Here is a 23532-nt window from a genome sequence, read left to right on the forward strand (position 1 = left end):
TCGCCTCAATTTAATATAAAAAAAGAGAAATAAAAGGACACTTGCAGCAAGACCAACCAATGGCGTTTCAATCCCACTTACGAACCGTTCCTCCCAAATGACTTGAGTTTGCGTCCCTAGTTCAGGCATTCCTTCAACAATTGGAATTTCAATTCTTTTCGCAACACTGGTTTGCCAAAATGCTATTTTCCATCCATCCCTACCCCAAATATAAGTACCAAGGGCAAGAGGAAGAAAGGAGAGTAATAATATGATACTTTTCATTTTTTAAAAATAGGAATCAATTTTAATAAATATTTCCATAATTATTATGATCATCAATTCTGGAAAGTTCCGATCATGATTGATCTTAATGATGACTATTTCTTATCCGGCTTTACTGTAATCATGTATATTCCAAGAGAACATAGACTACTGCAAGTCAGGATCATTAAAGGAGCATCCCAACCTCTTCTCGAGAAAATTTTGCTCGTGAAATAATCAAAGTCGCTTCCAGTAATGTAGGTAAAGGAACCCTGATAGGTTAAGAAAAAGACAGAGATTAAAAAAATGGAAAGATTAATGAAAATAATTCCAAGAACAATTCTTTTTCGGTGTTCATTATTCATCATAGGCTTCTTTATAGAAAACCATCTTTTAGAATCTGAAGATATTTACAACAGAAAATAAAAAAGCACACTTACTCAAAAATAAGTGTGCTTGATTGAACCCAATTTGACCGGTTCAGAATTTTAAAATTGAATTACTCAATATTGGCTCCAACAACAGACGCCATTTGCATCATATTAATGGTTTCACCTTCTTTTAAATTTCTTAAATCTGTTACCTTACCACTCTTGCTTGTTGCATTAGTGTTCTTGAAAACAGTCAAAAGTTTTGCATCCGCAACGATGAATTTACCTGCGTTTTCAGGCTTTCCATTTTCAGTTTTCGTCTGGAGTTGGTTTGATTTAATGTAAGCCCAGAGTTTCTGTGTAATTTCTGTACGGGGAAGTTCAGTATCACCCAAGAATGAGGCTAAGTCGCTTTTTAATTTTACTGGTTTGTTAAGTCCTTTTGGTTCTGCCATTTTAATTCCTTATTGTTTAAGTTTTAATAAAAGATGATTGTTCATCAAAATGAATAATTCTGAATTCTGTTCTATTTAACCCTAAACACAATCTAATTTAAAGAATTGTGAACAACTCCTTTGATTTAATCCCGAGTAAAACCAACTTCATTATGCCGATTATTCTGGGCCAAGTAGCACTTTGACCCCAAATAGAAGCAAAATCTAATTCTCACTATTAATTTTGGGTAATTACGCCCTCAGTAATAGTCCAAAACGAAATCATCCGATCTTTGTTCTATACTAGAAAAATTACTCTAAAGAGTTAATTTTTATAGAACGAAACCAAACGGGCTGGCCATGATACTGAAGTCCAAAGTGTCCATTCTTCGGAAGATCCTTCAACGCAATCTTAAACTTATTTTTGGAACCGTCTGGGTTTTTGTTGGGTTCTTTCCAGTCATCAATATTTACATCGATTACTTTTTTCCCATTCACTTTAGCCTGTATACTCGATCCCTTGCATGTCAGTTCCATCCTATTCCATTCCCCATCCGGCTTACCAACCGCAACCCTTGCTTCCTTTGCATCGTAGAGGGATCCCACAATGTGTTTCCCACTGTATAGTCCAGGAGAAGCAATCTGAATTTCAAATCCTCCCTGCACTGCATTCTTAGGGTCTGTACGGAAAAATAATCCACTGTTTGCTTTTTCAGAAGTCTTATATTCCAGGGAAATGGTAAAGTCGCTAAATTTACCCTTTGACCAAATTATTCCACCCGGTGTTTCGGAGGGAGTAAGAATCCCATTTTTAAGAGTCCAGTTTTTATTCAGACTAATCTGCTTGGGCGATAATAAATTAATTGCTTTGCCACCAAAGAGTGAAAAACCAGAGAAACCTAACAATAGAATGATTGGAAGAACGAGTAATTTTTGTTTTTTCATAAGTATTTTAGTAAATGTATAATCTAGTTAATTGTCTATAAACATATCAACAGCTATCCAAAATCATATTCCTCTTAGTTAGTCGAATGCTGAATTATAAATTCCATCAATTCCTTTGATTTAAAAAAATCGTCGCCGACTTGGTGTCCCTTTCCCGGCACGACCTTTACTTCAGCTCCTCCCCCTAACTTCGTATATCGATTGATCACAATCTCAGTATTCTCTTCAAGTGGAACGATCCGGTCGGAATCTCCATGCACCATAAACAAAGGCACTTTTGCTTGAGCCAACCCTTCTAGTTGATGGATCGGGTTATGGAGATCAACCGTTTTTAAAAAGGTACCTTGATCCATTTCAAAATCGGCTAAAGTGGAGCTTAAATTTCGGGTCATCGGCCAACTCCTCAAATTCAAAACCGGATAAATTCCTGCAAAGGCTTTTACCTTATTTGGATTCTTGACCGCCCAACTTAGCATCATAAGTCCGCCTCGGCTTTGCCCAAGCAATATGGGTTTCTTTGAATATCCACGATCGACCATTTCATTATAAAACTTTGTAAAGCGGCCCACGCTTTTGGGGGATCCACGCACTTCTCCCTGGTCACAGCCCGCAAAACTAATTGCCTTTTCAAGAAGTTTGTCGATATACCAACTGTGCGACGTATCGGGGTGAGCAGGTAAAGTAGGGGCATACCAGACCCAGGGTTTATTTTGATTGCTAGAATTAGCATCCAATACAAAACATTTTGAGGAACCAACCCAAAATTCCACTGGCTCATATTCAAGGCGGTGCCCATATGTAAGGAAAGAGGAAAAAGAAAGAACGAGTAAGCAAATAAATTTCATTATTTCACCCTCTTAGTTTTGAATCTTTTGATTCTTAAAGGTTTTCCAGTTTCCAGGCTCCCCCACTTCAACTCGATAACTACCCATCTCAAAAACTTTAGGACGGTATGTACCCGTTGTCACTCGCCGAGCATAAACCAATTCACCAGATGGTTCTTTCCGCACACGAACAATTAAACTCTCCTTCTTTATCTTGACGGGAGCCAGAAAACCGAGTGGTTTCCGATTATATTGCTGGTCTACGGAAACCGTAACTGGCCAACCATTATGCGTTTCATAACTGGCAATATCTGAGGTCATATTCTCATAAATAGGCCAGCTTTCCATCGTAATTTCCTGCTCAATTTTATGGAATTTTACGATTCCATATCCGGATGCCGAATTGTTTAATTTTTCAAGCATTGTCGTGGGCTTCCCTATAATTTTTTCAGGATACTGTTTGTCGATTCGATTAGCCGCTGCCCAGACATTTATCTTGTTATGAAAGCCGTCCAAAAATTCGCCCGTGTAATTGGGCGAGCCAGGCCGACGATTTTTCCCCGATTCCTTGGGTGCCCACAAGCGGGGATATCCGTTACAGATTCCCGCACCGGCAAAAGAAAACCCAGCATCATTCCATTCTTCCACCCCATGATGAACCACGGTGGCAAGATGTTGGTCTCCGTGAATCATAACCGCATGTGCTTTTCTCGCTAATTCAATCGCTCGGTTTCGTCCGGATTGCGGCCATCCATTAGAATCAAGATCCGCGATTAAAATATTGCTGTCCTTTCCACCCCCATGATGGGTGGCAACGGCACAGAATGGAGACTGGGAAAGAATCGCCTTCATCGATGCATCACGGTAATCCCCAGCCCAATGCTCCAAAAACTTCTCCTGTCTTTCACCCAGCAAGCTCAAACCTGGTTTATCCAATACTTTAGGATCCATACTATAATCTCGAACATGGTCCACCCTACCCTTATGCGTTTTTTTATCCACTGCTTGTGCCGGTCCGGATTTAAATTTTCGATCTTCCAAAACAGCCATACTGATTCCACCATAATTAAAATCAGTGTAATAAACCCCGATATCCTGCAGTACTGGTGTTGGATCATATGGATCAGGCAAATTTGAAACTTGGGTACGTTCCACCATCCTTACCCATTCTGGATGCATAGCATATCCACCATCGCTATTTTTGCTTCCCCCTTCTGGAACTGGGCCTCCTCCTAACCCCCAAATATTTCCATGATATACATCATGATCATCAGGAATCACGATGGATGGCCTGTCTTTCATCACATCCCGAAAGCTCCACCCAAAGATCCAGTATTTCGGAAGGTAATTTAAAGAAGCCCTTGCCACATCTTCGATCTTGGATGCCCGGACAATCCCATACCCTCCATTACTCTCATAAAGTTGATCGCCTGCAAAAAATAAAATATCCGGGTTTTGGGCCAAAATATTTTGCTGTAAATATTGATTGGGAAATGCTCCGTCTTTCATACAGGACAAAGCCGCTAATTTGATAGTCTTTTTATTTTTCGGATCTTTACGGATCGTTCCTTTCCATTCTGCCATTTCATTTCCATCTTTCAAAACCACCCTGAAAGGAACTGGCTGCTGATCGTTCCAGTTTTCCATTCGAAAATGAGCCGTACTCGCATATTCATGGATCGCAGAACTCTGTACCCTTTTCCACTTACCCTCTTTCAAGAGTTCGAGGTGTACTTTTTCTCTGTTCATTCTACCCATGGGGGAAACTTGTGCCGTCATTTTCATGACGCCTCGATGCAGGGTGTATTGAGTCCAAAGAATAGGTCCAAAAGTTTGATCCAGATTCTGCTTCACTTTATTTCCTGAAATTTGCCAATCCTGAAAACTTGCATCCGTTTGAAATTCTTGCATATCAGCAGGAATGGAAGCAGCGTGATTTTTCTGAGAGTAGTCGGCAAACAAGGCAAAGTTTCCAAGTAATCCTTTTTTCAAACGCATGGTTTTCTTTATAGACATGAATGCTTTACCGTTGGCCTCCATACTCGGGTTGCGAGCCTCTAAGGCATAATCACAACTATCACCCTTATGCTCTACCTTAAGAGTTAATCGAAGATCCTCCAAAGCTGACTTCGGCAAGGTGGTTTTACTTTCAATTCCCGGTCCAAAGAGTTTGCCCTCCGATGTTACGCCAGCCATATAGCCTGAGCTTAGAAATAAATTTGACCGGTATTCTTCGGGCATCGCTCCGATAATTCCAAATTTAAACCCGGCCCGCTTAATCTTATTAGGATTTATTTTCTCAAAACTTACACGGACAGATTGAGAAAAACTACCCTCCTGGGATTTTAATTGATGGGTAAGCAGATGAATGTCGTGGGTTTTCCCACCCTTGCTAATCATCACTTCCATTCTCCCATTCTTTAATTGCCAATCCATCTGCGGGTTAGGCCAAAACTCCTTCCCTACAAATGGACGGGTGATATCATTACGAAGTGAAGATTTGTAACTGGCTCCCATCAGCAAAGGAGCACTCATTTGCAAAATCAAAAAACAAACAATCCAAGACATAAAGAGCCTTAGGGGCATTAAATTTAGAAACGAGTGATTAATTCCTTTTACCATAAGTACGAATATTCAATTCTAAATATTTTTAATACCAATCCCAAAAGACAAAGATTGGTAATTTAAAATCTGTGCTGGGGCTAATTCTTGAAACCTAAACTAATAAGTTTAGGGCGATCCGTGGTAATTGAATCAATCCCCCTCTTCGCTAAGTTTTCTGCAGTCTTAGAATCATTGATCGTCCATGCATGCCATTCAAAACCAGCATTGATAACCGATTTTGAGAACTCAGGGGGAATTGTGTGTTGCGAGTCTAGTCCATCAGCTTTGCAACTTTTCAGGGTCGTAATGACTTGATCCACGGAAGGTTTCCAGGATCCGCTCTTCTTCTTAAATCCAGAAAGCCAATAAGCCTTGTAATTAGGCATTTTTTCCTTAAAGGCTTTAATCACTTTTGTATTAAAACAAATCAACCGAACTTGGTCAGTTTCAAAATTAGCCTTTTTGATTTCTTTGATCAAAAATGGTATGATCTCAGGTCCACATTTCACCTCCACGAATATTTTTTTCCCTTTTGGAATAGTGGCAAAAACTTCTGAGATCGTAGGGATCTTCGTTCCTTTAAATTTGGTGTGCTTCCATGCTCCAACATCCAAGGCACGAAGTTCCTCAAAGGTGGATTTCGATACAACCAAATTTTTGTCGGCCAGTCGCTTCGTGGATGCATCGTGAATACAGACAATTTGACCGTCTTTCGTTAAAAGAAAATCCCCCTCAATCGCATCTGCTCCCTGCTCCCACGCTAAGCGAAAAGCGGGCAACGTATTTTCAGGAGCCTCAAAAGAGGAACCACGATGGGCTACAATTAAAGGGTCAGCAAAGCATAGACTATAGAAGAGAAAGGTAAGACTGGATACAAGTTTTAGATTCCTACTCATGGAAACTAAAATGTTTTGATCATGTTCATATCCTCGGATAATGCCTCAAGTGAAAACTGAGTTTTTGAACCCGCTCCCTGTAATACCAGTAAGATCTCCTGCTTACCCACCTTTTTACAATCAACCAAAAGATCTGCCCCATCTCCCTTGGGTGGAAATTCTATCTCTTCGCTACCAAGAAACAAACTCATTTGGCTTAGGTTTCCCTGCAAGCGCATCTTATGCTTTCCAGGTTTTGTAACCTCGATGTGTGTACGCATTACCTGATATTTATCTGCCCTCCTTTGCAATGCCACAGGCACTTCGTCCACTGGAATTCCACCACCTACCATCGCATAAAATGGCTCCCACTTGTATCCGCTAAATTCCTGCGTAAACATTTCTGCTCCATAATGGTGAATCGTTCCGGGGTTTGGAGAACGTACCGGTAAAACCTCCCACTGACGGGCAAAGCGATTGGTTCTGGTTTTGTATTTCCCTTCCTTTCCCAGTTCGTTCATGAATCGGACCAAGTCAACAAATTCATCTTCTCTCAACTGGGTTGTTAATCCAACAGGCATCAGGGAAACCGGGGAAATAATTTGGCTACCAATATCGGCCTTTGCGATCCGGTTATGCTTCCCAGTTAGATCACGGATGACCAATTCACTGTCTGTCTCGCTCAAAATTCCACCTGCAAAAGAATCTCCATTCTTAAGGGTCACCAAATTGGTATGGTATCCTTCTTTAATCTTTTTGCTTGGCTCCAGCAGAGATTCAATCAGGTAGTCCACGGGTGCACTTGCTCCGATGGAGACAAGGTTAGGCCCAATCACTCCGCCCACTTCGCCAATTGCATGGCAGGCCACACATTGTAAATTTTCTCTTCGATACACGCTCTCCCCGCGCTTCGCATTACCATGCATATTTACCCGTTCGATCATCGTAATCATTTCGTCTTTTGAAAGGCTCATCTTCATAGCCTTCAATCCACCAGCCTTTTGTAAAACAGCAATTAAAGCCTTTGGTCGGGTGGGTGAACTCTCCGCAAGCTGCATCCCCTTTAAGGCCACATTCTGTGAAAGCTTTTTTCCCTGAAGTTCATTAGTGAAAGCCTGGGTTGCTCCACGGTTTCCAATAAAGGCCGAAAAAACACTACCAGAATCTTGGGTATTCGGTATATTCTGAAGCAAGTTGATTGCACGCTTAGCGGCTAAATTTGGCTGAAGCTTAAGCTGACCCTTAATGAGCGTAATTTTTTGTTCGTATGTATTCTGCTCGTCTACTATTTGCTGATCAAAAAACTGCCGGGTCTTTTCTCCCCCCATAGCAATCAAAGAGTCTATCGCCGCATTTTTCCTTTGCTGTTTAGATTGCTTGCTTTTCAAAACCAGTTCCAAACTTGGCCGGGCAACTTCCAGCTTCCATAAGCCGGCCAATTGAGTCGCTGTGCTCCAAATAGTATCATTCTCACTTTCCAAAAATTGGATCACTCTTTGCAGGTCACCGGACGGATTTATTTTTCGAATCTTTTTGGCATTCAAAAGGGCGTTCAAATAAGCATGCTGTCGGGACACCGAACTCGATTTCGTTGCCAAATTAAGAAGCTTTTCCAAGTGATTGGGAGAACCTTCATTGGCCATCCAGTTTGCCACCTCCCAGACTTTTCGATCATCCTTAATTTTGCCGCTTTCAACCGAAGCCAGAATCTGATCTGCTCCCATCGGTTCACCAATTGCAGAAGATGCAAAAAGTAGTTGAGAAAGATTTGCAAATGGATTTTCTCCTTTGGATTTCATCTCATTAACCCACCGGTCACGATGCTCTCTACATATTGACCATACGGCAAAGTCCAGAAAGTCATCGACCTCCACTCCTTCTAATGCACGCAATGCAATTGCTACAGTTTTAGGAGAGTCCAGTTGAGCCAACAGACTCACCCCCCATAGACGAACATGGGGAGATGGGTCCGAAACAGCTTCTTCAGCAATGGAAAGGATATTTTTGTATTTGCTATTGGATGCATCGTAATAAATGGCACGAAGTCCGGCCGCTCTTGCCTTGTGTGATTTCGATTGGGTCAATTGCTTAGCCAATCCAATATCTAATCGATTTAAGGCCTGAGTTGCCCAGACCCGACGTACTACATGGATATCATCCTTCAATGGAAAGGAATTTAGTGCTGACAACATTTGATCAGGATTGCGGGTTCGTAATTCAGCAGTGGCTAACTCCCTGACAATATTCTCTTCGGAAAAAAGTAACGCTTCTGCTAAAGCCTTGGAATTCATTTCGGCAGGCTTGGTAAAGGGTGCCGGGGGATTTTCCGGAAAACTAATCCGCCAGATTCGTCCATGCTTATGATCACGTCTGGGGTCACGAAAATCCACTTCACCATGCTGGATAATAGGATTGTATAAATCGGCCACATAGATTGCTCCGTCCGGTCCCATTTTCACATCAATCGGTCGAAAAGCCCCATGCCTGGATGCAAGCAATTCCTTATATTCTCTCGATTCAAAAGCACTCCCCTTATCACTCAATCGAAAAGTTTTAATACGATGACCACGAAAATCAGGTGAAGCCAGTGCACCACGCCAATGCTCGGGAATATGACTTCCCGATAAGACTTCAAGCCCACATAGCTTTGGCTGTCCGGGGTTCAATCCCTCTAATTTGCGGGGAGCACCGGGAGAAGCCACAAAAACAGATCGTGGGTAAACAAAATTAATTCCCTGACCTCCAGCTCCATCCGTCATGAAGCTTTGGCCCCATTCATCAAATGCATGCCCCCATGGGTTAACCAGCCCCTTCATGAATACTTCCGATCGTTTGGTCTCTGGACGATAATGCCACATTCCACCTCCGAGTAGTCTGCGTATTCCATAAGGAGTATCGAGGTGGGTATGAATATAAATCGACTGATTGAGCCACATCATTCCCTCCGGCCCCCACCTGAAGGTATGAACAATATGGTGGGTATCCTCCGTTCCAAATCCAGAAAGAATAACCTCACGATGATCGGCTTTTCCATCGCCATTGGTATCTTTCAAAAACAATACGTCGTTGCTGTTAGCCACATAGACTCCTCCGTCCCCGGGAAGCACGCCAGTTGGAATATGCAGATCATCTGCAAAAACTGTATGCTTATCCGCAACTCCGTCCCCATTGGTATCTTCCAATATAACCAACTGGTCGGACTCTTCCTCGCCAGGTTTAATATGAGGATAAAGCGGACTACCCACCACCCATAACCGGCCCATTGAATCCCAGTTCATATGAATCGGGTTACGCACCACCGGCTCACTGGCAAAAAGGTTTATCTTTGCCCCTTCCGGTAAAACAAATGAATCTAACTGAGCCTGAATCGAAGTATCAGGAATTTTGGTGAGGCCCCGTTGGCCAAAGGTAATGGTAAATAGGGTGAAAAAAAGAAAAAGGGAAAAGGTGGTAATTTTCATGAATTAAAATAGTGGTAGGTAGATTATCCTTGGGAACCTTTAAGCAATTGACTTCGGATCGCTTCAATCTCTTTCTCCCGTTCTTCAATAATGGGATCAAATTGAGGAATTTCTTTCGCATTATTCCCCTGTTCATGTTTTCTAAATAAGTACAGATAGGTTTCATTGGCTGGTCTCCATCGATGAAAAAATAAGCGGTTTTTCTCGATGATACCTTCCCTCAAATTTTCGGTCCGAGTATCTGGCTGGATTGCTTCATATCCCAAGCCCAGAGCAAGTTGGGAAGCCAGCTCACGGTATCCATGCTTGGTGAAATGAAGCCCGTCATGAGTAAACGCTTTAGTGGAAGCTTCTTTTTCCGGTTTATCTCCCCCCATTGCCCTGAAAAGATCAACGAAATGAAGGTTCTCTTTCTTCGCAAAAGCTTGTAGAGCGTCCCGAATCTTGGCAAGTCTTCGATTATTTTCCTGATGGTCAGGTAGTGGACTCCCTAGGTTTTCAAACGGTGGTGGGGCGACTACAACGATTTCCCTTAAATCATCACCAGCCTCCTTTCTTATTTCTTCAAGCATTTTTCCATATCCTTCCAGAAAAACCGCTACACTTTCATCCCAACTCCCTGCGGAACGCTTGCTCGCCGTGGATTCGTCCGTCCATGCCCGACCACTTGACAAAGCGACTTCCGCACCATAATTGAGCAAAACCACGCGGGGCTTCCATTCGGCAATTATTTTCTTTAGCCTTTCCCTCCCCTCTTTGGGTTTTCCAAAGTAAGAACGGGCATCATTAAAGACCGTGTCTCCACTCCAACCGAGGTTTCGAAATCTTAGGCCACTCACCTTCGGACCTGCCCCCAAAGTCAGAGCACTTTCGAGATATCCATTTAAACGAGCCCGCTCGATTAACCCGCCACCCACAAGAGCTACACGGTCTCCTGTATGCAAAAGAGGAGTAGAGACCTTGCCATGATGATCTGCTTGAACAAAAGCGGAGGGAAAAACAAAACTAAAAAACAGGAACAAAGAGGTGAGGTGGAATGTAGGACTTTTCATGAGCTATATATATATCCATTATTTCTTTTCTTACGAAAAAAGACAAAGTTCTTTTTACAATTGAAAGTAGCAGAGTCAGTCCAAAAACACTCTTTTTATACAAAATACTGCATACGATTGTATAATCAGGAACTTTTGTTTAAATACTTTTAATGACTAAACAACTTTTAACACCCACCCAAATTGGGGATCTACCATTAAAGAACCGAGTTATTCTCGCACCGATGACACGAACTCGAGCAACGCCGGATGGTTGTCCAACGGAATTAATGGCAGAGTATTACGGACAGCGCGCATCAGCCGGTTTGGTCATTGCCGAAGCAACTGGTGTGGATAGCAGTGCAATTGCCTGGATAAATATGCCTGGTATTTACAATAATGAACATGTCGAAGGTTGGAAAAAGACGACTCAGGCAGTTCACCAAAAAGATGGTACAATCTTTTTGCAACTCTGGCATCCAGGCCGGGCCACACACAGTCTATTGATCAATGGCCAGCAACCTGTAGCCCCCTCCGCTATCCGCCTTGAAAATAATGAAACTCATACCCCAGATGGCAGTAAACCCTACGAGGTCCCCAGAGCACTTGAGCTCGAGGAAATTCCGCAAATTATTGCGATGTTCAGAAAAGGAGCAGAACTGGCAAGAGCTGCCGATTTCGATGGTATCGAAATACACTCGGCCAATGGGTACATACTCGATCAATTTCTACAGTCCAAAACAAATCATAGAACGGATAAATATGGCGGAAGTATGGAAAACCGTTATCGGTTACTCGATGAAGTCGTTCAGGCAGTCGGAGAAGTTTTTCCCTTCAATCGAATAGGCGTCCGCCTGTCACCCAATGGAATATTTGATGATATGGGTTCCCCTGATTATCGAGAACAGTTCACTTACTCAGCCAAACAACTCAATCAATATGGATTATCTTACTTACATATCATGGATGGTCTTGCTTTTGGCTTTCATGAGCTTGGTGAACCCATGACCCTCCAGGAATTTCGTGCGGTTTTTAAAGGACCCATTATGGGTAATTGTGGATACACCGAAGAGACTGCTGAAAAAGCCATATCCGAAGGTCACGCAGATATGATTGCCTTTGGGCGTCCATTCATCAGTAACCCAGACCTAGTGAAACGATTCGCTGCCAATTCCCCTCTTGCAGAAGATGCAGATCCTTCGACTTGGTACAGTTCCTCGACTGCCGAAGGGTACACCGATTTTCCATCCAACACGCATTAAAATAAAAATTTCAGGTCATCCTACATGAACGATTTAACCAATAAACAATCCGGTCTTCTGTTTGGCTCTTACTGTGCAGACGCCCTTTCCCTTGGTGTACACTGGATCTACGATGCAAATGAACTGGCTCAAAAACATGGGCGGATAACTCACTACAAGGGACCTGGCGCTGATTCCTACCATCCCCATAAGAAAGCGGGGGATCAGGGGCATGTGGGAGACCAGTCCCTTTGCCTGTTAACATTTCTTTCAAGAGAAAAAAAGTGGGATCCTTCCATGTTTATGGACGACTGGCTCGGCATGTGGCCCGACTACAATGATTATGTGGATGGTGCCAGCAAAGCTACCTTGGCCAATGTACAAAATCAAACTGACAAGACTCAAGGTGGTAGCGATTCAGTGGAAATTGCCGGCCCGGCTAGGATTGCCCCACTTATTGTATACCTTTCAAGTTCCTCCGAAAGTGAAGTGGTTAAAGCAGCGGTTGAGCAAACCATGCTTACCCATCGTTCCAAAGAAGCCGAAGAATCCGCAACCTTTCTCGCCAAGGCAGGTTATCGACTCATACATGGAGCCAACCTGCTTGATACCCTCAACGAAACGGCACCCGAGTGGGCACTCAAAAAAGCAGACAGTGTGCTCTCGGAAAATGCCGTGGATGCAATCGGTAAACTCGGACCCGCCTGCTCCATTTCATCCGCCCTCCCCGCCGTTCTCTATTTAGCCTTAAAGCACGGGGGTGATACCGAAGCAGCACTTATCGAAAACGCCATGGCAGGAGGAGATAATTGTGCCCGTGGATTAGCCTTGGGCATACTCTTAGGTGCGGCCAATGGAATTTCCTCCATTCCCGAGCATTGGATCGCCGATTTAAAATCCACAAAGTGCCTCGATCAATTTCTGAAAACTAATTCTTCTGAGGGCTAAGTATACGAGTGTTTTGACGCTCTTCAATGGAGCTTCACTTACAGTCTACTTTCTTTTCTGACTGAACATCCAGTCGTAAAATTCCTTACTTGAATAAACTACTTGCCGGGCATTGTGCCCCTGGTCCTCGTAGACTTTAATTTTAGCGATTTTGCCTCCGGCTTTTTTTATGGCATCAACCATTCGAACTGATCTCTCGGCGGGCACAACCTTATCCTTGGCTCCCGCAAATGCGTATACCGGAACCTTGGCTAAATTTGCGGCCCATTGATCCAGTTCAATAGTCACATCCTTGGGTCCACCCGGACCGATGCCTCCGACAACGGGTGCAATGGCCGCAAAATGTTGAGGGCTATTTCCACCCCATGTCCAGGATCCGTATCCACCCATGCTGTTACCGGTCAGATAAATTCTTTTTGAATCAAAATCCAAACTTGCACTCAATCCTTTAAGCAACAGATCCAAATCACTGGCTTCCCAAGTTCCCCGACCCCCCACTTTTCGAGTACGAGAACATTGCGGAACCACAATGTGACACGGACCTTTTTTAAACTTATTGATTCCCTCAAGCAATGCTCGAGCTTGTCCCTGTAACCGCTTCACATCGCTTCCCACACCACCCGCTCCGTGCAGATAGATTAACAAGGCAGGTTTCTTATCTCCCGTCCCTTTTGCGGAGAATAAAAGGTATTCAGGATTTAAACATTTTGTACTCTTTGAAAATTTTGAATCTAAAGTACGGACTTCTGGCTGTTCGCGTTGTGCAAATAATGAACCCAGTAAAAATAATGGAATGATTGCAATGAATAGATTTTTCATACCATTCATCATTCGAAAAAGCCTCTAAAAGAACAAGGCTAGATTACGCAATTTTGACTTATTTTTTAGTCCGCATCTCGCTTGTCAACGAACTCGTCAAAAACTTTTTTATCATGATTGATCGCACGGTAGGTACGAATATTGTCCTTGATTTCAACTTCAATGACATGGCGGGTAGGTTCGAATTTTTCCACATACCAATACTCCTTGGCTCCGGGCTTCCGAGTCTTTACCCCCCAAGCTCCATCTCCAATATATAGCGTGCCATCTTGGTTTACTTTGTCTCCCTTCAAAAGTTTAGAACGCTTGTAAACATGGTGATCGTTTTCAAAGGCAGCATCCAGGCCGTATTGGTCAAACAAGGGAACCCAATGCTTTCTCATACTTTTACTGATGGGACTATTCAATCCACCCTTCATAATTCCGTAAGCGGGGAAATGATAGAGAGCAAATAAGTGGGTACGATCCTTGCGAGAAGAAAGCGAGGATTTTAAAAATTCGACCTGACTCTCAATGGTATAGGTATGGGAGGAGTCGAGTATTACCACAGATAAATCTTCGTATAGATCGATGGTATAATAGGATTTCAGTTTTTGTGGAAATGGAAATAAGTTGTAAAACATAGGAGCTTCCTTGGGAGTTTTTCCATACCCGCCATTGACCTCATGGTTGCCAATCGCCACAATAAATGGAATGGAATACCCGTCCTCGCTCACCGCATGATCTGCGTATTCCTCAATCCAATCTAGCCACCGCTCCCACGACTGACCATTTGCATAAGCCAAGTCTCCTCCCAAGAGTGCAAAATGGGGAGATCTTGATGCCATCGCCTTCACCCCACCCTTGTGAAAATCGGGAGAATGCATCATATCCCCACCGGTCACAAAACTAATGCGATCCGGTCGTTTTGATGGTAAGGTTCGAGCACGAAATTCCTTATCGCCCAGAAATATTCGGTAACCTGTACTTGGACTCAAACCTGTAAGTTGAACCTGACAAACCTCCAATCCCGAGCCCTTGTAAAAAGAATGTCTTTTCACATTTGTAGATTGTGTATCTTTTTGATCAGCCTGCCCCCAAAGAAAAAGGGTTGGATCTTTATCTTTCACTAACCAAATCACATTCAGCGTGGTGGAAGGAGAGTCCGTCCAGGTAAAAAGAGCTTCCTCAATACCCTTAGCTGCCTTCAGAGAAAATGAGAGAATGAGAGATGTAAATGTAAGGAGGATGGGTAAGGATAATTTCATAAGGTTTATTGGAGATTTAGAGATTGGGAGTCTTTCTTTAATCCGATTTTAAGGAAGGTTTAACAAATAAGTAAACTGATCACTTAAGCAATAAGCGTCGGTCCGTTTCTCTACCATAGCCCTTCACCTTCAGCTCATCCTGATGAACACTAATGATCGAGTAGGCATTATCTTCCGTCTCCACCATTCCCTTTAGAGTTAGGTAATGGATGCCGTCTTTTTGTCCATACTTCCCTTGATGGTTATGGCCATTGATGTATGCCTTCACACAGGAAAACTCTTCGAGTATTGAAATTACCTCCTTCGCATTCCATAAATTATGAGGATCAGCGGGATAAACCGGGAAGTGGCAATACAAAATAACCTTCTCCCCTTTTGCTTCGGCTGTCTCTAAAATTTTTCGCATCCAAGCAACCTGTTTTCCCCCCACCGCTCCATTCCATTTGGGTGAGCTGATTTTATTTTCCCGGTAATATACACCCGCGTTCTGATATTCCAGACTATCTTTTGGGTAGGCATGAAAACTAACATCATTCCCATCCAGTACGATGAACCGCCAACCTTCGACTTTGAAATCATAGTACCTTCCTTGCATCCCCATTCGCTCGGGGACTTTGGCTTTCCATTTATCGGCTACATCAAAATCATGATTTCCGAGTGCATGATAGGCTGGCATTTTCAAAGATTGATAGATCGGTAAGACTTTATCAAAACTGTCATAATCCCGATCAATAAAATCACCGAGGTGGATAACAAACTCGAGATCGTGGCTATTGAGTTCCTGAACACATTGATGAAGCTTTTTTGCAGAAGATGCATAATGCCTAGACCCCCGGTTCGGCCCCCTACAATATTGACAATCCGCAATCGCACCAAAGGAAAATTTATATTTTACACTCTTGGTTTTTTGTACGAGCCATGGGCTCACTTTTTCAGCCCACTCCTTGGCGTGTGCATGCAGTCCCGGACCACTAAAGTGAACACCCTGGCCATTCCGTCCCCGTAAGTTTCCTTTCAATTGATCAGTATCCGGCCCCTCCAGGGCAACTCCGTTTTTCCAAAGGCTTGCCTGGGCTTTGCGAATATTCGGATCCGCTTCATCACCCGGCACATGATACGTGGCTTGTGCGACAAACCATGGAACATCCCATTCAAGATCTGCTCGGGTTTTTAAAATTAATTGGGTAAGATACTTCTCATAAAGAAGACCGGAAAGGGTGCGTGTGGGGTCTTTTTGGTTGGCATCACTCTCTCCCTGATGCCAGAGCACGGCACGAAAACCATTCTTTCCAAATGCTTTCATACGCTCAATAAATCCGGGGTAGATCTTCCCCAAACTTTCCCAATCGCCATCGTTGATTTTTCGAACCTTGTTTTCAACAGTTGGAGGATTTGGAAACCTTGAGCCTTGTGGCAACCATTCACGCACGCTGGTTCCACCTTGCCCGTAGGCGATGATTCCAATGGGTAGGTTCAATTTCTTACTTAGTGCATCACCGAGCAAAGGCATAATACTTCCACCCCTTCCACCGGCACCGGGTTGTGGATCCACAGCAAGTTGCCACTTTTTATTTTCAAAGTCGAAGGCCGAAACTAATCCTGTTTGGGTCGCCTGTTTTTTCTCCCCGTAATTTCCTGAGTTCGATTGTCCGGCAATAACAAAAATCTCTCCCACCCCAAACTGAACAACTAGCGATCGATTATCCGGATTCCCTGCTTCTCTTATTTCCAGACTGTACCAGCCACCAGCGGGTATCTTAAGTCGGGATAAAAGGTTTTGATTATTCCATTCACCCGTTAGCTTTTCCCAAGATCTATTTTTATCCAAACGATATTCCAATAGTCCGCTTTTAGAAACCGATAATGAAGTAACAACCTTAATTTCCACCCAAGCCTCATTACCAATACCTCTTTGAATTACCTGATATTCAACCGGTGAGATTATTCGATAGGCGGGCTCGGTCTTCTCGGCTTGGACATAGCCAATGAAAATGGAAAAAAGAACGGCCAACCATAGAACAACTTTCATATCAAATTTACGAAAATACTATTCCACCACATGGATGGTGTGATCAATGCGCCCTTTGATCTCTTCTCCCTTGGCTGATTTGATATCGTAATCAATCTGAGCCATGTGAACCGGTTTTAAATTTGGAATATGTAAAGCCACTGTCTTTCCATCATCCAGTAATTCCACTTTTTTCAATTCCAGTTCTTTTACTGGGATCTCTGGGGATCCATAATTAAATGACCACTTTAAATTCCATGCTCCAAACTTAAACTGAGAAATGGAATTTGCAGCTTCAGGATCAAGGGGTTCATAAAAGCCAATTTCAACGATATCTTTTTTCACCTTAATCGATTTTGGCAAATGAACTGGTTTACCGGTGTATCGAATACGATCCAATCCACCGTTCCCTTTGGCATTAGTTTGCCACCCCTTAAGCCCGGAAACATAAAGCTGCCCATCCTTTGGGTTCATTCTGGCTCGCATTGCACTACTCGATAGCTCAACCGGAATCCTGGCGACCCCACCCTGCATCTGTCCATGTTTCTCTTCCTTAAGCACGACGTACATTTTACTTTGTCCGTAAGAGAGATGGAGTAATTGGTCTTTAAGTGGACCCCATTTGCTACTGGTTACCCAGGCCTGCCCGCCTCCGGAATTATCAATCCCGCGCTTCTTACTCATCCATACCAACGGCTTGGGGGCTTCCGATGGATCATGTTGAAATCCTTCGCGTTCATTCGCCTTATAATTTTTCCAGTCCTTGTACTCGATTTCATATCCTGCGATTGGAGAGCTCTTTAATTTTCTGGTTCCATGATAGGAATCAACCACCCCATTAAAACTTCCAGGCTTTACCCAATGCAGGGGTGCGCTCGGCACGAAAGATCCCTCATTATCCCCGGTGGTTACTTCTCCATTTGGCCCAACTCCAATTCCATTAGGTGCACGAAATCCACTTGCATAAATAGACATATCTTTACCATCGGAGGACACTTTGATCACCGAACCATGCTGTTTCCCCATTCTTTCAAACCCACGCCCTCCTGCCCGTACGGGACAACCCATGGCAAAGTAAAAATTTCCTTCGGGATCGGTATGCAAATCAAAACAAAATGCATGAAAGCCCTCCGTGTTCTCCCAGTCGTTATTGAAATTTTCCAGAAAGTCGGCTTCGCCATCTCCATTAAAATCATGAAAACGGGTAATTTGATTATCTCCGACCGTGTAGATTTTTTCATTCACGATTTTCAGTCCGAGTGGTTCATGCAAACCGGTGGCAAATCGTTTCCAGGTTACCTTTTCCAGTTTTTCATCAATATGGGAAACAATCCATACATCCCCGTCCCAGGTACATACCGCCGCAGTCTTTCCGTCCTTAAAAAAATCAAAAGCACCAATGCGCATCTTCGGCTCCAATGGATTATTAAAAGGAACTCCAATCTTGTCGACCACATAGGCATCAGTCTGATTATCCGAAAGTTCACTTTCGGCGGGGATGGGATCACCCCATTGAGCTGAGCCTCCGTCGGTAAGCTTAGATAAATCCTCAGCCTTTCCGGCTGCAGACCGAACCGCAGGCTGATAAGCCGGATCACCCGCCCACATCGCAACCTTAAATCGACTCTTTCCTTTGGGCACTTCGCAAAGTAAAAGGTTTTCCCAGACGAATAATTTTACGCCATTCGAGAAATCCACCAATGAAAAGTTACAGGTTCGCCCTTCCAAGGAAACAGTAAATGTTTGATCTGTCTTCTCAATTTGTGAGTCATCATTCTCTGCCAACAGTATCACGGATGTCGAAGGGTGTTCGACCTGAACAGTCCTAGTCAGTGCTTTAAGTCCTTTTTGCTTAACGATACCCGGCATATCTAAGACCTTCCCCTCGCCCACTGAGTAGCTAAAAATTACCTTATCGTTGTGAACATAGTGACCTTTAAAATGAGCCCAGCCTTTGGGCAAGGCTCCCATTCTTGGAAACGATTTGTAGGGCTGACGGCGTGGATCTTTCTTAATCATTTCCTTGGCCTTTGCCCAACCAGGAAGCATTCCGGTACGGAAAAGATTGTAGCTCTCCTTGACGACTGCCGCTGCACCATGTGCTCCGGCAAAAGGCATTCCACTGGCCTTTAGGCTCTGATCATTCGTCCAGCCTAAGGAGTAGGACATCGTCTCGCTGTCAAAGACCATTCCGGCCCGCCGGTCTTCACCAAGGGGCACCAGGTGAGCCCTTGAAACAATGTAGCGAACTTTTTGCCTAACCTCATCAATTTGCCCAAGCAGTTTCGTGGCTTCCTTGGACAGATCATCGATGGGACTGCCTTCCAATTTTGGCAGAAGTTCAAATTCAGCAATTTGCACGGGTATCTTTCCATCTCCAACCAATTCCGGAAAAACGACCCGGTAATTCGCAAAACTTTTTCCATTGGGAAATCTCATCGTTTTTAACTTCCCCCTACCCCGGGAAACTGGGATCGAACCACTCGCGATCTCGACAAAGCTTTTCCCATCGTTGGACCCACTGAGAACAAAGCTTTTCGGATCTCTTTCCGGTGCATCGTTGGCGGATGTGATTGTGATTCCATTCACGATTGTATTTTGAACCTTTATTTCCAGCCCGCTACCAGCCCCGTCAAAATTGAGATATTTCGTGGCCGGTTGATCATCGATTGCCAATAATGGGCTTTCATTTTTGGGAGAATTACCGGAGGTTCCTTTGATCGGGTCTGATGGTCGGCTCAGATCCATTGTTTTTAAATTGGATAAATCCTCCAATCCAATATTCGTAAATTCATTGCCTCCCATTTCTCGAACCTTTGCCAGAAGCTTTTTCTCACGCAGATACAATCTTTTTAAGCGATCACTTGCATCCTCTGCTGGTGGCCAGGCCACAATCGGAGCAGTCTCAATCGCGGTCGACACCACCGGTCCATAACGATCCTTAAAATAACCGCCATCCGAAGCCACCTTAGATGGTTTCTTTTCCACATAACCCTTCGCCAACTCAATTACCTGCTTAGCAATGTCATCAATCTCTTCATCTCCTAAATCTAAATGCCCCCCTTTGGCAGGCATCTTAACCAACGATTTGGAATCTGGGGGACTACCATGTGTAATAAATTTGATCACTCCCTCCCTATTGCCCGACTTCACCAGTTCCGAAGTCATTAGACTGGGAAATACCCCACCCACTCCGTTCAAGTCTGGTCCGTGACAAGGTGCACAACGCTGGATCAATGCCGGACTAAGTCCTTTCGGGACGGCCAAGGAAGAACTTACAGATAAAGCAAATGAAGTGAGTAAGAAAAAGGCTCTGGATAACACAGTCATAAATAAGTTTACTAAAAGAATGTTGTTTTGTGGATTTTGGAAATACTAGGAAAGAAGAAAAGAGAGAAAATTAAATGATTTAGATTAAATAAAAAAATAAATTTATCGATACCGTAAATCCATAAACCCATAAATAAATTAGGGGGAGAAATCGTAAATTTCAGAATAATTATTAATCTATCATTATAATAATCTCCAAAAAAAGACTATATTTGCCTATAAACTTTCTGTATCGTAAGTTGATTACCATCCGAATTAACGATTGTTTTTCTTTTGGAAACATTCCGAAACGAAGTCTTGGAGAACTGGATAACAGGTTCGGCTTGCCTATCGGTTTAGACAAACCTTAATGCTTCAATTCAAATATAAATTTTCTTACATCCTTTCCATGATTAAAAACACCATCCATCTACTTATAATTTTTTTGTCCATCACAACGATTCACTGCGAGGCAAAAAAAGTTCTCTTTATTGGTAACAGCTACACCTCCCAATGTTCCCGTATCATTACTGATTTATTTAAGAACGAAAGCCCGGACTGGAAACTTACATTTCATTTCAAGGGTGGAAAAGACCTTGCCTATCACCTCGCTGATCCGACCACCAAACCGATGATTCTCTCCCAAAAATGGGACTTTGTAATTTTACAGGAACAAAGCCAGAAATCCGGACTGGGTGGAAAATACTCCCAAGGCTTCCAAGATGCTGTAAGCTCGTTTTCCAAAATTATTCGAAAAAATGGATCCACTCCCTGCCTCTACCTGACTTGGGGAAGGAAAGAAGGAGATAAAAAGAATCCCAAAATTTATCCCGACTATCAAACCATGCAGAAGAAAATATCCGCCGCCTATTTCGAGGCGGGGAAGAAAAACCGGGCACGCATTCTCCCGGTCGGTCTCGCTTATTCAAAAATTAAACAGCAAGACCAGGCACTCTTTGAAAGCCTCTATAAAAAAGACGGCAGCCATCCGTCTGAAACCGGAGCCTATGTGGTTTCCTCTGTTTTCTGGGCTGGCCTAACCGGTAAAGATCCAATCACCATAAAATGGCGGGGCGAAATTAAAAAACCTAAGGCTCACAGGCTACGCCAAGCCGCCCGGGCCGCACTCGAGAAGCTTAGTAAAAACTAAGGCGAACGACGAGGCGGACCTCCGCCTCTTTGATGCCCTGGTCCACCACGCAATTTTAAGGGCTCCGCTTTAAAATATCGGGGAATGACCGGCCAGTCCTCGGTCAAAAAATAAGCATAGGTGCCCTTGGGGAATTCATCGGTCACCGTAAACCGGCCATTGCACATATCCAGGTCACCCGATCCTTTTATATATTGATAATCCTTACTAAATGCACCGTCGTACTTTCCACCGGGTGGATTCGGACGATCTCCTTTTTTTAACCGAAAACTACTGCTCATTTTTTGGATTCCTGATTTCGGATCTTTTGGATTCTTGTATCCGTACAAAGCATACACCGGATAGCCGTCCATCGCATATCCGACCAGTGGAGAATGTTCTTTCGCATTCACCCCCAGTTTTTTAAGTAGCCCGGTCGGTAATCCATGGTAGTGATACGATCCATTAGGCTGAACATGGCCATGGTTGGCATCCAGTCCGAGCAGGACGGATCCGCCGAGAGCCTCGTAGTTCCAGTCCGCCCGCCGGTCTCCCATAAAAAACTCCGCCGTACCGGGGTCAAAAAGTACACCGTTTACCGCAATTCCAAAGGGCATATTCGGTGGCCCCCGGCCTGATTCGTTATGTAACGAAATAGGCTGACTGGCAGGTTTTTGATTGGTAGGGATTGAAAAATTATGGGCCTGTTCCTCCACTGAATTCGGATTGTGCCTGCTGGGGAATCGTCCGACCTTGTGCTTGGGTATTCCATTTGCCTCCACTTTAATTTCCTTTTTCAACTCCTTGAATTTACTCACGCTCTTCTGGGAAAGTTTTTCAACCGCTGGATTTAATTTCAAATCACCACTCTCCGTAACCGTATGCTTACGAACCGGGGGACGCCCACCCGGCCCGCGTTGCTGGCCAATCACCTGACAGGCAAAAAAGAGAAAGATTAAAAATGAAAGAATGCAAGTGGGCTGAGTTCTCATAATTACTAATAACTCAGAAGAATGAAAAAAGTTCCAATATACTTTTCAAGCCATTGAACTCTAAGTTAGGCTGTAACCAAAAATTCTACCTTCATCAATCAAGATTCACTCCCCTTCCGGGTGACCTGGACCGTCTTCCGTAACGCTTCGGCGAGAAATGCCTTGGGTTCCCTCGCCCGGTATTCCGGGTTATAAAGCTCCAATGAAATAGGTCCTTTGTAGTTTATCCTTTTAAGAGTCTTTAAGGTTTCCACCAAAGGCAAAACACCATCTCCGGGCAGAACACGAATTTTATCATCATGCCTCCCATGAGGTTCCACGCCAGCGGGACAATCGGAGAATTGAAAAATGGTAATGAAATCTCCCTGTAAATGATTAAAGTTAACCAGTTTTGATTTTCCCAAAAACATATGAAAGGTATCCGGTATAATTTGGGCTTTTTTATGATCCGCTCCAAAGGCAACCCGGGTTGCATCTGCAATTGAGGAAAGAGGAGAAAAGAAATTCAGGAATACAATCCCGGCACCCTCCATACCATAATCCTCAATCGCCATTTCCAGAATTTGACGGTAGCACCAGGAGGCCACATTATAATCGAAAGAATCTTTTAATTTCATGTTGGGGATAACCTGAACTTTTCGGCTACCAATCGCAGATACCATTCGTAAACGATTTCGATGTTCCTCGAGACGTGACTTGAAACTCTCTTCACTTGCATCCATCGAATTCCACAATCCAATTACACTGGGAATGTATAATCCCAAATCTGCCACCAAGCTCTTTATGTCCTTTAGATCCCCCCCCTGTTTTTCATACTGATCCAACTCCCGATCCCATGGTTCGACACAGTCAAAGCCAGCTTCCGCGGCCAAGCGTAGTTTATCTTCTAAACCAATTCCCTTGTCCAAAGTGGCGGTGTCCAAACAGATTGGCCAATAACTTTTCCCATTCTGCCAAGCTACCTTCGTACCTGACTTTGCCTTCCCCTCTATTTTTAGGTTTCGATCTTTCCCAAGAAGAGGAGCCGAAACAGCGGTTGAAGCAAGGGAAG

18 protein-coding genes are annotated in these 23532 nt (G+C 43.6%); 3 read left to right on the plus strand and 15 right to left on the minus strand.

Going from position 1 to position 23532, the window contains the following annotated elements:
• The 9 genes from ACKPQ5_RS00300 to ACKPQ5_RS00340 form a co-directional block, all read right to left on the minus strand.
• Positions 1–264 (minus strand): hypothetical protein (locus ACKPQ5_RS00300; RefSeq protein ID WP_407677087.1); only part of this gene is annotated, 264 nt, incomplete at its 3' end.
• 95 nt (positions 265–359) lie between these two features.
• Entirely contained in the window at positions 360–611 is a 252-nt protein-coding gene (locus ACKPQ5_RS00305) for a hypothetical protein (RefSeq protein WP_407677088.1), read from the minus strand.
• A gap of 131 nt (positions 612–742) precedes the next feature.
• Positions 743–1069: an SWIB/MDM2 domain-containing protein gene (locus ACKPQ5_RS00310; RefSeq protein WP_407677089.1), complete on the minus strand. Its 327-nt coding sequence runs from the start codon at positions 1067–1069 to the stop codon at positions 743–745.
• 291 nt (positions 1070–1360) lie between these two features.
• Positions 1361–1993, minus strand: coding sequence for a 3-keto-disaccharide hydrolase (locus ACKPQ5_RS00315; RefSeq protein ID WP_407677090.1), 633 nt, complete (start codon positions 1991–1993; stop codon positions 1361–1363).
• 74 nt (positions 1994–2067) lie between these two features.
• Complete coding sequence (locus ACKPQ5_RS00320; RefSeq protein WP_407677091.1) at positions 2068–2838, minus strand: alpha/beta hydrolase family protein; 771 nt, start codon at positions 2836–2838, stop codon at positions 2068–2070.
• Positions 2839–2850: 12 nt separating this feature from the next.
• Positions 2851–5352, minus strand: a complete 2502-nt coding sequence (locus tag ACKPQ5_RS00325; protein WP_407677092.1) for an alkaline phosphatase D family protein — start codon at positions 5350–5352, stop codon at positions 2851–2853.
• A 167-nt stretch (positions 5353–5519) separates the two neighbouring features.
• Positions 5520–6317 (minus strand): glycerophosphodiester phosphodiesterase, encoded by a 798-nt coding sequence (locus ACKPQ5_RS00330; protein ID WP_407677093.1) that lies wholly within the window; start codon positions 6315–6317, stop codon positions 5520–5522.
• A 5-nt stretch (positions 6318–6322) separates the two neighbouring features.
• Entirely contained in the window at positions 6323–9757 is a 3435-nt protein-coding gene (locus ACKPQ5_RS00335) for a PVC-type heme-binding CxxCH protein (protein ID WP_407677094.1), read from the minus strand.
• Between the two features lie 23 nt (positions 9758–9780).
• The gene (locus ACKPQ5_RS00340; RefSeq protein WP_407677095.1) at positions 9781–10809 is read right to left on the minus strand and encodes a GDSL-type esterase/lipase family protein; all 1029 of its coding nucleotides are present in this window, start codon (positions 10807–10809) and stop codon (positions 9781–9783) included.
• Between the two features lie 152 nt (positions 10810–10961).
• Between ACKPQ5_RS00340 and ACKPQ5_RS00345 the strand changes: the two genes are divergently transcribed.
• Complete coding sequence (locus tag ACKPQ5_RS00345) at positions 10962–12050, plus strand: alkene reductase (RefSeq protein ID WP_407677096.1); 1089 nt, start codon at positions 10962–10964, stop codon at positions 12048–12050.
• Positions 12051–12074: 24 nt separating this feature from the next.
• On the plus strand, positions 12075–12977 hold the full coding sequence (locus ACKPQ5_RS00350) for an ADP-ribosylglycohydrolase family protein (protein WP_407677097.1): 903 nt from the start codon (positions 12075–12077) through the stop codon (positions 12975–12977).
• 45 nt (positions 12978–13022) lie between these two features.
• Here the strand turns inward: ACKPQ5_RS00350 and ACKPQ5_RS00355 are convergent, their stop codons facing one another.
• From ACKPQ5_RS00355 to ACKPQ5_RS00370, 4 genes are all read right to left on the minus strand, one after another.
• Positions 13023–13796 carry a carboxylesterase family protein gene (locus tag ACKPQ5_RS00355; RefSeq protein ID WP_407677098.1) on the minus strand — a complete coding sequence of 258 codons (774 nt, stop codon included), beginning with the start codon at positions 13794–13796 and terminating at the stop codon, positions 13023–13025.
• A 65-nt stretch (positions 13797–13861) separates the two neighbouring features.
• Positions 13862–15043 (minus strand): metallophosphoesterase family protein, encoded by a 1182-nt coding sequence (locus tag ACKPQ5_RS00360; RefSeq protein ID WP_407677099.1) that lies wholly within the window; start codon positions 15041–15043, stop codon positions 13862–13864.
• Between the two features lie 79 nt (positions 15044–15122).
• Positions 15123–17072, minus strand: a complete 1950-nt coding sequence (locus ACKPQ5_RS00365) for a sialate O-acetylesterase (RefSeq protein WP_407677100.1) — start codon at positions 17070–17072, stop codon at positions 15123–15125.
• 18 nt (positions 17073–17090) lie between these two features.
• Positions 17091–20381, minus strand: a complete 3291-nt coding sequence (locus tag ACKPQ5_RS00370; RefSeq protein ID WP_407677101.1) for a DUF6797 domain-containing protein — start codon at positions 20379–20381, stop codon at positions 17091–17093.
• Positions 20382–20769: 388 nt separating this feature from the next.
• Here ACKPQ5_RS00370 and ACKPQ5_RS00375 point away from each other — a divergent pair, with 388 nt between their 5' ends.
• Positions 20770–21510, plus strand: coding sequence for a DUF4886 domain-containing protein (locus ACKPQ5_RS00375; RefSeq protein ID WP_407677102.1), 741 nt, complete (start codon positions 20770–20772; stop codon positions 21508–21510).
• On the opposite strand, the gene ACKPQ5_RS00380 is transcribed toward ACKPQ5_RS00375, so the two are convergent.
• On the minus strand, positions 21507–22481 hold the full coding sequence (locus ACKPQ5_RS00380; protein ID WP_407677103.1) for a YHYH protein: 975 nt from the start codon (positions 22479–22481) through the stop codon (positions 21507–21509). The two genes, ACKPQ5_RS00375 and ACKPQ5_RS00380, sit on opposite strands and share 4 nt — an antisense overlap.
• A 98-nt stretch (positions 22482–22579) precedes the next feature.
• Positions 22580–23532, minus strand: a 953-nt coding sequence (locus tag ACKPQ5_RS00385; protein WP_407677104.1) for a sugar phosphate isomerase/epimerase family protein, incomplete at its 5' end; no start/stop codon positions are given.

The sequence above is a fragment of the Candidatus Seribacter sulfatis genome (assembly GCF_964187635.1).
Lineage (GTDB): Bacteria > Verrucomicrobiota > Verrucomicrobiia > Opitutales > Seribacteraceae > Seribacter > Seribacter sulfatis.